Origin of the sequence: Micromonospora sp. NBC_00389 (assembly GCF_036059255.1) — a bacterium.
Classification (GTDB): Bacteria; Actinomycetota; Actinomycetes; order Mycobacteriales; family Micromonosporaceae; genus Micromonospora.
Genome location: NZ_CP107947.1, coordinates 6,240,575 through 6,255,031, shown reverse-complemented (window position 1 = coordinate 6,255,031; position 14,457 = coordinate 6,240,575). Strand labels below are relative to the sequence as shown.

Annotated in this window: 11 protein-coding genes; 3 read left to right on the top strand and 8 right to left on the bottom strand. The window is 72.7% G+C overall.

Annotated features, from left to right (window positions below; all coding sequences use genetic code 11):
* Nucleotides 1-3: 3 nt before the first annotated feature.
* Together OG470_RS29635 and OG470_RS29630 are read right to left on the bottom strand one after the other, a co-directional pair.
* Complete coding sequence (locus OG470_RS29635; protein WP_328417555.1) at nucleotides 4-2,580, bottom strand: helix-turn-helix transcriptional regulator; 2,577 nt, start codon at nucleotides 2,578-2,580, stop codon at nucleotides 4-6.
* Between the two features lie 5 nt (nucleotides 2,581-2,585).
* On the bottom strand, nucleotides 2,586-3,851 hold the full coding sequence (locus OG470_RS29630; protein WP_328417553.1) for an Hsp70 family protein: 1,266 nt from the start codon (nucleotides 3,849-3,851) through the stop codon (nucleotides 2,586-2,588).
* A 298-nt stretch (nucleotides 3,852-4,149) separates the two neighbouring features.
* On the opposite strand from OG470_RS29630, the gene OG470_RS29625 reads away from it, so the two are divergent.
* The 3 genes from OG470_RS29625 (at nucleotide 4,150) to OG470_RS29615 (ending at nucleotide 8,469) form a co-directional block, all read left to right on the top strand.
* A complete protein-coding gene (locus OG470_RS29625; RefSeq protein ID WP_328417551.1) occupies nucleotides 4,150-5,040 on the top strand; it encodes an IniB N-terminal domain-containing protein in 891 nt (296 codons plus the stop codon).
* 115 nt (nucleotides 5,041-5,155) lie between these two features.
* Nucleotides 5,156-7,012 (top strand): dynamin family protein, encoded by a 1,857-nt coding sequence (locus OG470_RS29620; protein ID WP_328417549.1) that lies wholly within the window; start codon nucleotides 5,156-5,158, stop codon nucleotides 7,010-7,012.
* Complete coding sequence (locus OG470_RS29615; protein WP_328417547.1) at nucleotides 7,009-8,469, top strand: GTP-binding protein; 1,461 nt, start codon at nucleotides 7,009-7,011, stop codon at nucleotides 8,467-8,469. The genes OG470_RS29620 and OG470_RS29615 overlap by 4 nt, the downstream gene beginning before the upstream one ends.
* A 170-nt stretch (nucleotides 8,470-8,639) precedes the next feature.
* Here the strand turns inward: OG470_RS29615 and OG470_RS29610 are convergent, their stop codons facing one another.
* The 6 genes from OG470_RS29610 to OG470_RS29585 all read right to left on the bottom strand — a co-directional run bounded on the left by OG470_RS29610 (nucleotide 8,640) and on the right by OG470_RS29585 (nucleotide 14,396).
* On the bottom strand, nucleotides 8,640-8,993 hold the full coding sequence (locus OG470_RS29610) for a TraR/DksA family transcriptional regulator (protein WP_328417545.1): 354 nt from the start codon (nucleotides 8,991-8,993) through the stop codon (nucleotides 8,640-8,642).
* Between the two features lie 56 nt (nucleotides 8,994-9,049).
* Nucleotides 9,050-10,267: a ferritin-like domain-containing protein gene (locus tag OG470_RS29605; RefSeq protein ID WP_328417542.1), complete on the bottom strand. Its 1,218-nt coding sequence runs from the start codon at nucleotides 10,265-10,267 to the stop codon at nucleotides 9,050-9,052.
* A complete protein-coding gene (locus OG470_RS29600) occupies nucleotides 10,264-11,109 on the bottom strand; it encodes a phosphate/phosphite/phosphonate ABC transporter substrate-binding protein (RefSeq protein ID WP_328417541.1) in 846 nt (281 codons plus the stop codon). Before OG470_RS29600 ends, OG470_RS29605 begins: the two co-directional genes overlap by 4 nt.
* Entirely contained in the window at nucleotides 11,109-12,278 is a 1,170-nt protein-coding gene (locus OG470_RS29595) for an acyl-CoA dehydrogenase family protein (RefSeq protein ID WP_328417539.1), read from the bottom strand. Before OG470_RS29595 ends, OG470_RS29600 begins: the two co-directional genes overlap by 1 nt.
* 139 nt (nucleotides 12,279-12,417) lie before the next feature.
* Nucleotides 12,418-13,365 carry an ion transporter gene (locus tag OG470_RS29590; protein ID WP_328417537.1) on the bottom strand — a complete coding sequence of 316 codons (948 nt, stop codon included), beginning with the start codon at nucleotides 13,363-13,365 and terminating at the stop codon, nucleotides 12,418-12,420.
* 194 nt (nucleotides 13,366-13,559) lie between these two features.
* Nucleotides 13,560-14,396 carry an alpha/beta fold hydrolase gene (locus OG470_RS29585; RefSeq protein ID WP_328417535.1) on the bottom strand — a complete coding sequence of 279 codons (837 nt, stop codon included), beginning with the start codon at nucleotides 14,394-14,396 and terminating at the stop codon, nucleotides 13,560-13,562.
* Nucleotides 14,397-14,457 lie beyond the last annotated feature (61 nt).

Genomic DNA, 14,457 nt, shown 5'->3' with positions numbered 1-14,457 from the left:
GCCTCATCGGGCCGACCGTTGCGGCCACGGCTGCCCGGCCGCGTTGCTGGCACGGTCGGCGACGACGGTGCGCAGCAGAGCCAGCAGCTCCGCGCGGTTGGCGCAGTTCAGTCGGTTGCGCATCCGGGCCACGTGGTGCTCCACGGTCTTGGCCGAGATGAAGAGTCGGTCGCCGATCTCCCGATAGGTCAGCCCGGCCAGCACCAACTCGGCCACCTCGTACTCGCGGTCGCTGAGCCCCTGTTGGGTGGGGCCGGCGATGGCGTCGGCGACCTGGGCGGTGCTCTCGCCGGCTGCGGGTCGCTGCCCGCCGTTGCCGCCGGCCGGCCGGCCCTGCAGAACCCGGGCGCATTCCAGCAGGGTGGTCATCGCCCGCCGGTCCGAGGTCCGGATCGCTGCCTGCCCGGCGAGGCGGGCGCCGTCCCAGCACAGTCCGGTGTCGTGCAGCCCTCGGGCGGCGGCCTCCACCCGGACCGGGTCGACCACGCCCCGGAGCACCTCCACCCAGCTCTCGGCGGCCGCGGCGACCACGGCGGCGTACCGGCTGTGGCCCGCGGCGGCGAGGAGGGCGGTGACGTGTTCGTCGGCGACCGCCGGCTCGTCGGTCAGGATCGCGGCGTGCAGCCCACTCCAGTGCAGCGGGATGCTCCACAGTGCCGGCCCGCCGAGTCGGCCCAGCAGCGACCGGCCCTCCCGCAGGTACGGGTCCAGTCGGGCCAGGTCACCCAGCCGGGCGCCGGCGATGGCGAGCTCGCCCAGCGGCAGCAGCGTGAACAGGTCGACGGGGTGCCGGACCACCGCCTCCAGCGCCTGCCCCCAGCCACGCGTGAGCGCCCCGAGGTCGCTGTTGCGCCGGCCGATGCCCATCCGGAGCGCGGCGGCGAAGAGCAGGTCGCGTGACTCCAACGGGCGCCCGTCGACCGTCACCGCGGCGAGGCGTTCGGCTGCGGCGTGCGTCTGGCCCCGGACCATCAGGATCCAGGCCTGCAACAGCCGGTGACGGCGGGCCATCAGCGGGCCGCCGACACCGGCCACCAGGGCCCGGTGCAGCACCCGCTCGGCGATCTCCAGCTCGCCGCAGTGCACCGCGGTCAAGGCGGCCAGCGCGGCCGGGCTGTCCGGCAGGAGTGCCGCCCGCCCGGCCGGCTCCAGCAGCGCGGCGGCCTGCACGAGCGCGGAGAGCGCGGCTGTCGGCGGGCCAGTGACGCTCTCCCGTACCCCGTCGGCCATCAGCCGGGCGGCGCTGGCGTGCAGCGTGGGCGGTTCGCCGGCCGGGCCGTCCGCCGCCGGTTCGGCGACGGCGGTCAGGTCACCGGAGGCGAGCCCGCCGACGGTGGCGAATGCCACCGACGACGCGGTGCCCGACCACCGGTACAGCTCCACGCTGCGACCGACGTGACCGCGGTGCGCCAGGGCGGTCGCGGACACCATGGCGGCCTCCGTGCGGTCGGCCGGAGCGGTCGCGCTCAGCAGCCGGTCGGCCAGCCGCAGGGCGTCGTCGAGGTTGCCGGCTAGCGCGGCGGCGAGCGCCTGCCGCGCGTTCGCCGGCCGCCCGGCCGCCGTGGCGCCAGCGAACAGTTCGGCGGCGAAGGCTGGCTCGTCGGCCAGCGCCTCCTCCGCGGCGGCTGCCAGCGTCGAGGCCGGGCAGTCGCCGAGCACGCCGGCCGCGAGCAGGGAGCGGACCAGCGGCAGCACCGCGCCGCCCCGCGCGAGCTGCAATTCGGTGAGCCGCCGCCAGACCGCGGCGCGATCGTTGGCCGGGCTGAGCGCGGTGACGGCTCGCCGGACGATCGGCGCGAGCCGGCCGTCGGCGCCGAGCAGCCCGGCTCCCCTGGTCATGGCGATCAGTTCGTCGACCGCCTCCGGCTCCTGACCGAGGAGCGCGCCGAGCATGCTCACCGGCAGCGGCACGCCCGCCGCGACGGCGAGCATCAGTCGGCGGACGTCGGAGGGCAGCACCTCCAGGTCCGGTCCGAACTCAAGGACGACGGCCCGGGGTGGCTCGACCGTGGTGCCCGCCGGGCACTCCGGCCCGCGCAGTCCGCGGGCCAGCCGCTCGACGTCACGGGGCACGCCGCCGGTCTGCGTGTGTACGAAGTCGACCAGGTCGCTCCGCCTGCTCAGCTCCGGCGCGGCGGCGAGGTAGGCGGCGGTCTGCTCCCCGGTGAACGGGGTGAGCAGCACCGCCTGCCCGTCCCGGCGCAGGGCGTCGGCCAACTCCATGAGGGCCGCCGACCGGGGCCACGGGCGGTGGGCGACCACGAGGCGGTGGCGACGGGTGGACACCAGGCGCAGCAGCGCCCCGAGCCGGGCGTCGTCGAGCAGGTGGGCGTCGTCGACCAGCAGCAGCGCGTCGGGGTCGACCTGTTCGCCCGGCTCCGGAGCGCCCGTGCGCACGGCGATCCCGGCCCGCCGGTGGAGCCGCGCCAGCTCCGCGAGCAGTGCGGTCTTGCCGTGGCCGCCCGGCCCGGCCAGACCAACGGTGAGCGGGCCGGTCGGGTCCTCCGAGACCATGTCCAGCAGGGCCTTCGGACCCTTGCCCAGGACCAGCCTGGATTCGGCGACGTCATTCATGATCATTGTGGTCATCCTTCGCGTCCCCGGCTGAGGGCCAGCGCCAGGCGGGACGCCTTCGGCAGTTCCAGTGGGAGAACCCGCACCGGGGGTCGAGGTGGCGGATCGCCCGGAACGGTGTTGTCGTGGTGGGGGCGGCGCGGCGCCGGGATGGCGGCCCGGCCGGCGCCGCTGACCGGCGCCGGTTCGCGTACCGGGTCCGGCCGGCGGGGGCGCGGCGACACCACCTGGCAGGCCGCCCTCGCGGCCCCGGTGGCGGCGGTCAGTTGCGAGTCCGGTTCCACCTCGACGGGGACCGGGAGAGCTGCGGTGATCAGCTCGGTGACGAGCGGGATGCGGGCGGAGCCGCCGGCGAGCAGGACGCCGTCGAGGTGGGCCGGCTTCAGGCCGGCGCCGCACACGGTCCGGAGCAGGAGGTCGACGGTGGCCTGCACCGTCGGGCGGATCATGTCCTCGAACTGCGCCCGGGTCACCGGTATCCGCGCCGGCCCGGTCGGCAGGGTCAGCACCACGTCGGCTGCCAGATCGACGGTCAGCTCACACTTGACCCGGTCACACTCCGACCGGAGCCCCCGCAGGGCGGCGTTGGTGTCCCGGCGTGCGGTGGTGGCCAACTCCCGGGCCAGCACGCTGCGTACGTGCCCGGCCAGCACCTCGTCGAAGTCGGCGCCGCCGATCTGGTCGAGGCCCTGGGGCGTGCCGAAGCTCTCGTACGTGCCCCGCGGCGTGCGCCGCACCAGTGCCGCCTCGAAGCTGTTTCCACCCAGTGCGTAGACGGCGGCCGTGGTGCCCGCGAACCCGTGCGCCGCGTGGCTCTCGGCCACCGTGACCGTGTGGGGCAGCAGCGTCACGTTGCGCAGGCCGAGGTCGAACAGCGCCCGGTGCAGCAACTCCCGCCGGTACGGGCGCCAGCCCGCCGGGTGGCTGAGCACGATCGCCTCGGCCGGGCCGCCCTCCACGGCGTACACCTGCTCGACCACCCACGTTGCCAGCTCGGCGGCCAGCGTCTGCGGTGCGCACGGCTCGCCGCCGAGCAGCAGGGGCACGTCGTCGCCGATCCGCCGGACGAAGTCCCGTGTGGTGCGGCTGCCGTCGTCGGTCGCGGGCTCGCCGATGTGCAGCGAACCGTCCGTCGACAGGTACAACACCGACGGTACGAGAGCCGAGTCGGCGTTCAGCGGCACCGCCTCGGGGCGCGTCCAGGTCGTGCCGTGTCGCCGCGCGACTGCAGCGGCCGTGTTGGTGTTTCCGATGTCTATCCCCAGGACGTAAGGCATCCGTCTCGTAACTCCCCGTGAGTTGGCTGACCAGCGGTGATGGCGTCGGTGCCGCCCGACGACCCACCCCCGGCGAGCCCCCGCGGGCTCCTACGTTCGTACCAGAGATCGGCTCCCGATCGGGACCCTAATCTGGCCGGGACGGTTTCCCCCAGTCCCCCTAACGTAGGAGGCGCCGGAGGCCCCAACGCGGCGGGACCAGATGCGGGCCGAGCCCCGATGTCCACGGTCGCTCCCCGCAATAACGTCGCTGTCGACGAAAGACGGTCGCCGATGCCAATCCGAGGAGAACCGGCACATGGACTCGCACCAGACCCTTCACGACTTCGTGCTCGACCTGCTGACGAACCCGGACGCGCGGTCGGCGTTCGACCTCGACCCGGAGGGTGCACTGAACGCCGCGGGGCTGACCGACATCACCGCCGCCGACGTGCAGGACGTGGTTCCGCTCGTGGTCGACTACGCCCCGGGGCAGGGTCTCGCGCCGCTGGCTCCGGTCGGGCAGCTCGGGTTCGACCCGCTGGTGACCGACGCCACTGACGCGGTCGGCCAACTGCAGAGCGTGGCGCAGCAGATCAGCATCACCAGCTCTCCCACCGGCCTGGACGTCAAGGCCGGCGTGCTGGGCGCCATCGCCGTCGACCCGGCGACTCTCGCCGCCGGGGTCACCGTGCTGCCCGGGATCGGCCTGGGCGTCGGTCCGAACGGCCTCGACACCGACCTCACGGGTGTGAACGACGTGGCGCACACCCTCGACGCCGACGTGGTGGCGCCGGTGGACGGCATCGCCGACCCGCTGCTCGGTGACGTCACCGGCACGGTCGGCAACCCGGCCGGCGTGCTCGGCACCACCGACCCGAGCCTGCTCGGTGGCGACCTGACCGGTGGTCTCCTCTCCGGCACCACCGGTCAGCTCGACGGTGTCGTCGGCTCGCTCGGTGTCGGCGACACCCTTGGCGGGCTGGGCCTGGGTGACGGTGGCGGCGTCGGCGGCGTGGTCCCGCCGGTCGACGTGCCGTCCGTGGTGGGCGGCGTGACGCACCAGGTGGACGGGCTTCTCCCCGGTGTCACCGGCACGGTCGGTGACGTGACCGGTGGAGTCACCGGCGGCGTGCTCGGCGACTCGCACGACGGGGGGCACGCCTCGTCGGACAACGGACTGCTGGGCATCACCGGCGGTCTGCTCTGACCGGGATTCCCGGTGGGAACGGAAGGCCGGATCGCCTCGGGCGATCCGGCCCTCTCCGGTTCCACATCCGGCCCCTCTTGATAATTGAGCCGAAATCCGCACACTTGGTGCGGTGATGGCGGGGATCTGGTTGGACGTGCTGGACGAGATCGCCCGCACGTGCCACACACACGGACGTGGCGACCTGCTCCAGACGGTGCGGCAGAGGCGTACCCAACTGCTGGACCCGAAGCTCCGCGTCCTGGTCATCGGCGAACCGAACCAGGGCAAGAGCCAGCTGATCAACGCGATCATCAACGCGCCGGCCTGCCCGGTCGGCGACGGGCGTACCACCGTTCTCCCAACCGTGGTGCAGCACGCCGACGTCACCTCCGCCGCCGTGGTCCAGGCGCCCCCACCGGCCCCGGGCCGGCCTGCCGGCGCCGCGCCCGCGGCGATCGTCGAGCGAACCCCGGTGGCACTCAACCAGGTCGCCGCTGGGGTGGCCGGCACGATCGGGCGTCGGCCCGGTGGCGGCCCGGTGTACGTCGAGATCGGACTGCCCCGCGCCCTGCTCGGTGGCGGACTGGTGCTGGTGGACACTCCGGGCACCGACGAGATCGCTGTGCTCGGCAGCGTCGCCCCGGTCGCCGCTCCCAGCCGCGCGGACACCGTGCTGCTGGTCTCCGACTCCACTCGGGAACTCTCGGTCACCGAACTGAACATGCTGCTGCACGTCATGCGTTCGCATCCGAACGTGGTCGTGGTGCAGAGCAAGACCGATCTCGTGGCGGACTGGCGCGCGGTCGCCGAGCGCAACCGGCAACACCTGGCGGACGCCGGCGTCCCGGTGCCGCTGATCCCGGTCTCGGCGGCGCTGCGGCTGCGCGCTGCCGCGGCCGACGACCGCAGTCTCAATGCCGAGTCCGGCTTTCCCGCGCTGATCGCCCGCTTGCAGCGGGACCTGGCCGGCAAGTCCGACCAACTGGCCCGGGCCTCGGTGCAGGGGGTGGCCCGGACGGTGGTGGAGCAGTTGGCCGCGCCGCTGCGCGCCGAGCTGGCGACCCAGGAGGCCGAGGTGCAGTCCGGGCCGATCTCCCGGCTGCACGCGGCCCAGCGTGAGGTGGACGAGCTGCGCCGCTGCACCACCCGGTGGCAGAACACCCTCACCGACGAGATGGCCGACCTGCTCTCCGACATCGAGTACGACCTGCGCGACCGGACCCGGCAGATCCTGCGCACGGTGGACGAGGCGTTTGACACGGCCGATCCGTTGGTCGCCTGGGACACCTTCCAGGACTGGCTGGAGCGAAGCCTGGTGGAGGCGGCGGAGGCGAACCACGAGTGGCTGATCCAGCGCTGCGACTGGATCGCCCGCCGGGTGGCCGCCAACTTCACCCGGTACGGCTACGACGTGCTGCCGCCGTGGTCGATGACGATGCCGGAGGATTTCGGCGACCGCCTGCCAGAGCTGGAACGTCCGAGGATCGACCGGTTCACCACTGGGCAGAAGCTGTTCACCGGCATGAAGGGCTCGTACGGCGGCATGCTGATGTTCGGTCTGGCGACCACGCTGGCCGGAATGCCGATGATCAATCCGGTCTCGGTCGGCATCGGCGCGCTCTTCGGCGGCAAGAGCATCCGCGACGAGGGCAAGCAGTTGCTCCGGCGCCGGCAGGCGACCGCCAAGACGGCGATTCAGCGGCATGTCGACGACTTCTTCGTCCAGATGATCAGAGACTGTCGGGACGCCGCCCGGCAGGTGCAGCGGATGCTGCGGGACCACTTCACCGGGCTGACCGAGGAGTTGCAGGAGGCCATCGTCCAGTCCTTCCGCAGCGCGAAGCAGGAGGCTGACACCGATGCCGCCCTGCGCGAGCAGCGGCAGCGCGAGATCCGGCTGAGGATGACCCGGTTGGCCGCGCTCTACGAGCAGGCTCAGCAGCTGAGCGGTGCCCGCCCCGCCCCGGTGCTGTTGGAACCCCGGGCATGACCGTCGGGTTGCGGTTGGATGAGGCGGCGTGGGGCTTGCTGCACCAGGCCATCGACCTCTACCAGGACAATCCCCGGGCGCTGGGGGAGTTGCGGCACCAGGTGGCCCGGTTGGAGCATCCGCTGCGGATCGCGGTCGCCGGTCCCTGGCGTTCCGGCAAATCGACGGTGCTGAACGCGCTGATGGGTGAGGAGGTCGCGCCGGTCGAGGGCGCCGACGGCGTCTTCACCTGGTACGAGGACGGTGCCCAGCCGCGCGCCACCGCCTACCCGGCCGGTCAACCTCCGCAGGAGCTGACGGTGCTCAAGTCGGCGACCGGGATGCGGGTGGATCTCGGCTGGCGGGCGGGGGAGGTCCGCGACATCGTGGTGCAGTGGCCGACCCGGGCGCTGCGGCAGGTCACCCTGATCGACACCCCGGCGGTCACCGACACCGGTGAGCAGGGCCACGTGCCGGTGATGGAACGCGTGCTGCGGGACGCGGACGCGGTGTTGTACCTGACCCGCGATGGTCGCGACAGCGATCTGCGGGTGCTGGAGTCCAGCCGGGAGAGTGTCGTCGGGCAGGCCGCCCCGGTAAATGTGATCATGGTGTTGTCCCGGGCGGACGAGACCGGCGGCGGCCGGATCGACGGGTTGCTCACCGCCCGCCAGTTGGCCCGACGGCACCACCGCGAACCTCGGGTGAGCGCGCTCTGCGTGAACGTGGTGGCGTGCAGCGGGGCGCTCGGCCTCGCGGGCCGGACGCTCGGCGAGTCGGCTTTCGCCGCGCTCGCCATGCTGGCCCGGGCGCCCCGACCGGAGCTGGAGGCGCACCTGCTCTCCGCCGACCGTTTCGTCCGGGGCGAGCTGCCGGTACGGCTGGACCCCGAGGTCCGCGCCGAACTGCTGGATCGGTTCGGGCTCTTCGGGATCCGGTTGGCGACCACCCTGGTCCGTGCCGGGTTCGACAGCCGGGTGAAACTCTCCGCCGAACTCATTCGGCGCAGCGGGCTCACCGAGCTGCGGGAGTCGGTGACCCGCTGCTTCATCGACCGCCGAGACACGCTCAAGGCCCGGTCGGCGCTGGCCGCCGTGGAGGCCCTGCTGCGGGCCGAACCCGCCCGGGGCACCGACGAGCTGGTCGGCGCGATCGAGCAGATCCTCGCTGGTGCGCACGAGTTTCGGGAGCTACGCCTCCTGGTGGCGCTGCGCAACTCCCGGCTGGGCTTCGACGCCGACCTGGTCGCCGAGGCGCAGCGACTGATCGGGGGCGACGGGGTCGGGCTGGCCGCCCGACTCGGTGTCGAGCACGAGGCGACCGTGCAGCGGCTCTGGGAGGTCGCCGCCGATGCTCAGTGGCGATGGCGGGACCGGGCGGAGGATCCCCTGCTCCCGCTGGCCCAGCGACGCGGCGCGCAGGTCGTCGTCCGCAGCTGCGAGGGGATGCTGGCCGAGTTGGCCGCGGGCGGCCGGTGAGGAGCTTCTCCACCCGGACACGGATCTCGCCGCGGATCAGGCGGACGGCCTCGACGCCCTTGCCGGCCGGGTCGTCGAGCGGGGGCTGCCGTCCGCGCCGCTCACCCTCATGGCCCTCGACGCCGCGCCCGCCGACGCTCAGGCCGCGGCTGCTGCGGCAGCTGACCACATCACCGCTGGCTGGCGCAGGCGACACACGTACGCGCCGAGGGGCGGGCGACCAGCCGCTCGGCGGGAATCGGCCGGGAGCAGCGTTCGCACACGCCGTACGTGCCGGCGTTGACCCGTTGCAACGCGACGTCCAACTCGGCGAGGCGCCGACGCGCCGCCTCCAGGACCGCGGTGAGCTGTGCCCGTTCGAACGCGATCGTGCTGCCCTCGGGGTCGTGCTCGTCATCGGCGTTGGACGACCGGGATGCCTCGAAGAGGCTCCGCAGATCGCCGTCCATGGCTGCGGCCTGAGCCTCGGTCTCGGCGCGCAGTCGTAGCAGTGCCGCACGGACCGAGTCGTTGTCCCTGTTCATGACCATTCAACGGTACTGCGCAGGCCCGCAGACCGCCGGCGTCCCGGGCCTTGGATCTACATGAAGTTGCGGGTGTGCAGGGCGGAGAGCGCGGCCGCCTCGTCGGGTCGGAAGCCCAGCCGTACCAGCCGGCGCTGGCGGCCCTGATCCATCGCGCGCTGCAGGTCCTGCACCCGGTCGAAGCCGGCGGACACGTCATCGGGGTGCCAGCCGCCGGCCGCGAGCACCACGAGCGCGTCGAAGACGTCCGCGTTGAGGCCCGCGGTGTCGACGAGCGCGTCGTGCCGGCGGTGGATGGCCGCCCGCAGTCGGTCACGCAGCCGCGGGTCCACGGATGCCTGGTGCTCCAGGTGCGCCATGCCGAACACCACGTGCCGGCGCTCGTCCTGCATCGCCAGCCAGCAGATCCGCCGGGTCACCGGGTCCGGGGCGTTCTGCTCCAGGAACGAGAGCAGGTCGACGAAGCTGCCCTCGCCGAGCACCGAGAGCAGGAACGAGGCCAGCGCGAAGTCGGATTCGGCGACGAGCGTGAAGAGCGACTGCCGGCCGCCGGCCGACGACGTGCCCAGCTCCGCTCCGCGCAGCAGCGCCCGCCGGCTGAACACCTCCATGTGCCGAGCCTCATCGGCCATCTGTACGGCGAGAACCTGCACCACCTCGCGGAAGTGCGGGTGGATGCGCCCGACGAAGCGCGCCGGCACGACGAGTGCGGCCTGCTCGTTCTCGACGAGGTAGGTCATCACCTGCACGACCGCGGCCTCGACGTCGGCCGGCAGCGTGAACGCGTCGTCCCACGACACCGCGGTCTCCGGGTCCCACTGCCGCGCGGCCGCCTGCGCGTACAGCTTGGGCGCGACGTCGGCCCAGACCAGATCGCGCTCGTCCAGGTCGAACCGGGCCTCGGGGCCGCCGGCCTCCAGCAGCGCACCGCGGGCGCCGAGCCCCCAGCGGGGCGGCGGACGACTGCTGAGCGCCGACGGCAGGGCGGGCCCGGCCCGCTCCGCGCCGAACCAGCGGTCGACATCCGCCGTGCCCCGGACGACCACCGCCGCCAGCTCGCTCCGGTCGGCCGGATCCGGCCATTCGAGCCGGTGGCCCCGGCTCCGGCACCAGGCGGGCAGGTGCACGGGCAGGGCCGGGTCGCGGCCGGAGACCGCCAGCCGGCCGCCGGGCGGTAGCCCGGCGAGGGCGCGTTGCACCAGCAGGTGTGCGCCCCGGCCGAAGCCCAGGCCGCCGAGGTCGATCTCGACGTCGGCGGCCGGCACGCTGCTCACGGCCGATAGTCCGCGGCCGTCACCCGCCCGTCGGCGGCGTAGAACCCGCTCGCGTCGACCGCCCGGGCGAGGGCGTCGTACCCCGTGGTGCGGCCGTCTTCCCAGGCCGTCAGCCCTTCGAGGTCGAGCAACGGCCGTACCTGCGGGTCGGCGTACGACATGCCACGCAGCAGCGTGCCGAAGAGCTGGACCCCGGCGGACGCCGGGTCGAGTACCGTCATGTTGCAGTGGTCGTATCGCGCGGTCTGCGCGATGATCCGGGTGCCCTCGGCCGGCAGCGTGCCTTCCTGAACGAACGCCAGGTGGTTGGCGTCGATCATGCAGGCGGCGTCCACCTCCTTGGACATGAGGGCCCGAGCGGCGTCGCGCTCGCCGCCGATGTGGTCGCCGTGCAGACCGACGCCGACGACGAACCGGCGTACCTCGACCTCGACTCCGGCGGCCGCGAGGTGCCCGAGCGGGATCAGCGTCGCCTGTGGACTGTCCACGGCACCGACGGCCACTAGCTTCCCGGCGAGGTCCTCGACCTGCCGCACCGGTGAGTCGGCGCGCACCACCACGACCGAGGTGAGGTCCCGGTCGGTGTCGCGCATGGTGAGTGCTCGCACGGCGCTGCCGCTGGCCGCCGCTAGGCGTTCCGCCCGTAGCCAGGCGAGGGGGGAGTTCCACGCCGCGTCGATCCGCCCGGCGACGAGGTCCTCGACCTGCCGCTCGTAGTGGGAGTAGAGGACGAAGTCGAAGTCCAGGCCGCCCTCTCGGAGCCAGGCACGGAAGCCCTCCCAGATGGTCACCACCTTGGGGTCGTAGGCGACCGCCCCCATCAGGACCGCTGGCGCCGGCATCAGCGGTTGGCCTCGTCGAGCAGCGGCAGCCCGGTAGCGACGCGACCGACGAAGTCGTGCAGGGCGTCGGTCGTAGGTGCCATCACCCGTGCCGCGCGAGAGTCGCGGAATCGGCGTTCGAGGCCCAACTCCTTGCGGAACGCGCTGCCGCCGCAGAGCTGCATCGCGCCGTCAGTCACGTCGGCGGCCGTCTCGCCAGCGAGTGCCTTGACCTGCAACACCCGCAGCATCGCGTCCTCCCGGCCGGTCTCCAGCGCGGTGAGGGTGTCGCCGAGGAAGGCGCGCAGGGCGTCGGTGCGGATCTTCAGTTGGGCGAAGCCACGCCGGGTGACGGGCGCGTCGCGCAGGGCCGCGCCGGTGTGCGTGAGCGTGGTCCTGGTGAGGTGCCGGCCGGCCTCGGCGACCGCGCTGTCGGCGAGGCCGAGGCAGAACGCGGCGTTCAGCACCAGGAACCAGGGGAGGACCGCGCCGAGCGCGGTGTCCAGGCCGGCACCGTCGGCGGCCAGCATCGCGCCGGTGGGGACCCGGAGCCCGTCGGCCGTCATCGGTCGGGAGCCGTTGCCGCGCAGGCCGAGCCCGTCGAAGTCGCCGGTGATGCTGAGGCCGGCGCTGTCGGCCGGGACGAGCCACAGGGTCATCGGACCCGCCCCCGGGGACAGCGGGAGGCTCGACCAGACATAGCTGTTCACCTCGCCGGCCGAGGTGACCCAACTCTTCCTGGCGTCGAGCCGGACGGTGCCGTCGTCGGCGGCCGACGCGGTGCCGGTCGGCGACCAGAAGTGGCTGCGCGAACCGAACTCGGAGAAGGCCAACGTGGTCAGATGGCCGCCGGCGGCGATGGCCGTGCGGACCTCGCGCGGGCCGTGTGCCTCGATGACGGCGGTCGCCGCGTAGTGCATGAGAACAACCATCGCCGTGGAGCCGCACTCGGCGGCCAGCCGCTCGATGACCTCGGCGACCGCGCGCATCCCCTGGCCGCCGCCACCGACCTCGGTCGAGGAGGCCAGGCCGAGCAGGCCAGCCGAGGCGAGGGCGTCGACGCCCTGCCGGGGAAAGGAACCGTCCCGGTCGACAGTCGCCGCCTGGGGGCGGATCACGTCGTCGATCAGCGTGCCGAGTGCGTCCGGGGTGTCGGTGTTGGTGCGGGCATTGTCGACACTGGCCGTCATGCGGATGCCCTTCAGCCAGACCTGTAGGACGCCATCGAGACTAACTGGTACGCGGACCGCCACGGAAGAACGTCGGATGACCGTCACGTGCTGGAATGCGCCGCACCGGAGGGTGTATCCGGGCACCCGGCGGCCAGGCTCATCGTCCGGCACGGGCGTCCTCGCGGTGTGGGCGGCCGTGCCCGTCGTCGCGGTCGATCCGCAGTTCCCGTTCCAACTCGGCGATCACCGCCCGCAGGTCGTCCAGCCGTTGGGTGAGCGCGATACGGTCCAGCTCGTCCGGTACGCCGTCACCGTCCTCGTCGTACCCGGGGGCCAGCCGCTCGGTCATCTCCAACCGGCGTGCCTCCTCCATCGAGTTGACGATGACCGCGATGAGGATGTTGAGCAGCAGGTTGACGGTGATGATTACGTAGCTGACGTAGTAGAGCAGGGTCCACGGCGAGATGGCCATGCCCTGCTCGATGAGGTCCGGCAGCGTCTCCAGCGACAGCAGCACGAACAACGTCAGCAGGGACCGGCCGATGTCGCCGTACTCCTCCGGGTACCTGCTGCCGAAGATCAGCCAGCCCGCCATGCCGTACACGTAGAGCGTCACCACGGCCAGGGCGAGGAAACCGCCGACGCCCGGCAGGCTGCGCCACAGGGCGGCGACGATGGTGCGAAGGCCCGGCGAGAACCGCACCAACCGGATCATCCGTGCGACCCGCACCACGCGCAGCAGCGCCGGGTCACCGTGCAGGCCCGGTATGAAGATCGCCGCGATCACCACGAAGTCGAAGACGTTCCAGCCGTGCCGGAAGAAGTCCTGCGGACGACGGCCGTACGCAGCCAGCCGGATGCCGATCTCGACGACGAAGACGGCGCGGAAGAACAACTCCAGCCAGTGCAGCGCCGCACCTGGTGCGATCAGGCCGTCGTACGTCTCCAGACCGAGGACGACCCCGTTGGCGAGGATGACGACAACGATGCCGATCTCGAAGGGGCGCGAGTCGGCGAGTCGCCGGCAGCCGTCGACCAGCCTCGACTGGCCGTCTGTCGGTGCGGCCGGCTCACCTCGCTCGGCGGGCGCGGGTGCTCCACTCACCAGCCGGCCGGCTCGGTGGTGTGTTCCGAGGCCGCTGGGCGGCCCGACCTGTGGCCGTCATGATGGCGGTGCGAGGGGCATTCGGGCATGTCCCCCACCCTAAGCCAAGATCAATAACCGTGGGCAGCCGTGCGTGCCGCGCGATGGCGCCGACATCCATTGGGGACGGCCAGGCCGGGCGACCGCGTGGCCCGTCAGGTGTGGGGCGTCCGCTGCGGCGTCACCGGGGCCGCGAAGAAGTCGACGAGCGGCTCGACCATTCTCGGGTACGCCCGGTTGATGGCGTCGTGCCCGCTCCGAGGAATCGTCAGCGTCCTGGCTCGTGGCAGCGCGCGGGCCAATGCCTCGTTGAGATCGATGTAGTAGGGCGGGCCGTCGGCGCCGCACGTCAGCAGCACTTCGCAGGTGACCCCGTCCCACTGGGCGGCCGGGCCGTCGTGCGCCAGGATCAGGGCCGTCTCGTCCAGAGTCATCGGCAGCAGCTCGCCCATCGTGCGCCCGATCGGGGTACGCATGAACGCCCGAGTGATCGCGACCCGTACGCCGAGCGGGAGCTTCGCCGCCGCCATCTGCGGGTTGATGCCGGCGGCCGTGATGGCGAGGCCCCGAGCGGTGTCGCCACGCCGCAGCGCCGCGCGGGCGGGCTCCAGCCACGCGGACGGTGAGCCGCCGTCGATGGAGATCGCGGCGTCGTAGAGGGCGAGCCGGTCGATCGGCAGCCGGAGTGCGGCCCGGAGCGCGATGAAGCCGCCGGAGCTGTGGCCGATGACATTGCCGGACCCGGTGTGCTCCAGCACCACGGCGAGGTCGTCGATGTCCTGGTCGAACGTGTAGGGCATCGACCTGGGCGGGGCGTCGGCCCGTCCCCGCCGGTTGTAGAGGTGCACGGTGAACCGGTCGGCGAGGGCCGTGGCCAGCCGACCGTACACGTCGATGGTGACCCCGCCGCCGTGCACCACGACGATCCCGGGTCCGCTGCCCGTGGAGTGCAGCACGATGCTGGCGCCGTCCCGTGCCGTGATCCGTTCCATGATCGGTCCGCCCTTCCGCCAGGTCTAAACTGCGAACGACGTTTGCAGTTTACAGTAGATC

Coding starts and splice junctions, on each gene's coding strand:
- OG470_RS29635 (WP_328417555.1), bottom strand. CDS start 2,580: ATGATCATGAATGACGTCGCCGAATCCAGGCTGGTCCTGGGCAAGGGT.
- OG470_RS29630 (WP_328417553.1), bottom strand. CDS start 3,851: ATGCCTTACGTCCTGGGGATAGACATCGGAAACACCAACACGGCCGCT.
- OG470_RS29625 (WP_328417551.1), top strand. CDS start 4,150: ATGGACTCGCACCAGACCCTTCACGACTTCGTGCTCGACCTGCTGACG.
- OG470_RS29620 (WP_328417549.1), top strand. CDS start 5,156: ATGGCGGGGATCTGGTTGGACGTGCTGGACGAGATCGCCCGCACGTGC.
- OG470_RS29615 (WP_328417547.1), top strand. CDS start 7,009: ATGACCGTCGGGTTGCGGTTGGATGAGGCGGCGTGGGGCTTGCTGCAC.
- OG470_RS29610 (WP_328417545.1), bottom strand. CDS start 8,993: ATGAACAGGGACAACGACTCGGTCCGTGCGGCACTGCTACGACTGCGC.
- OG470_RS29600 (WP_328417541.1), bottom strand. CDS start 11,109: ATGCCGGCGCCAGCGGTCCTGATGGGGGCGGTCGCCTACGACCCCAAG.
- OG470_RS29595 (WP_328417539.1), bottom strand. CDS start 12,278: ATGACGGCCAGTGTCGACAATGCCCGCACCAACACCGACACCCCGGAC.
- OG470_RS29585 (WP_328417535.1), bottom strand. CDS start 14,396: ATGGAACGGATCACGGCACGGGACGGCGCCAGCATCGTGCTGCACTCC.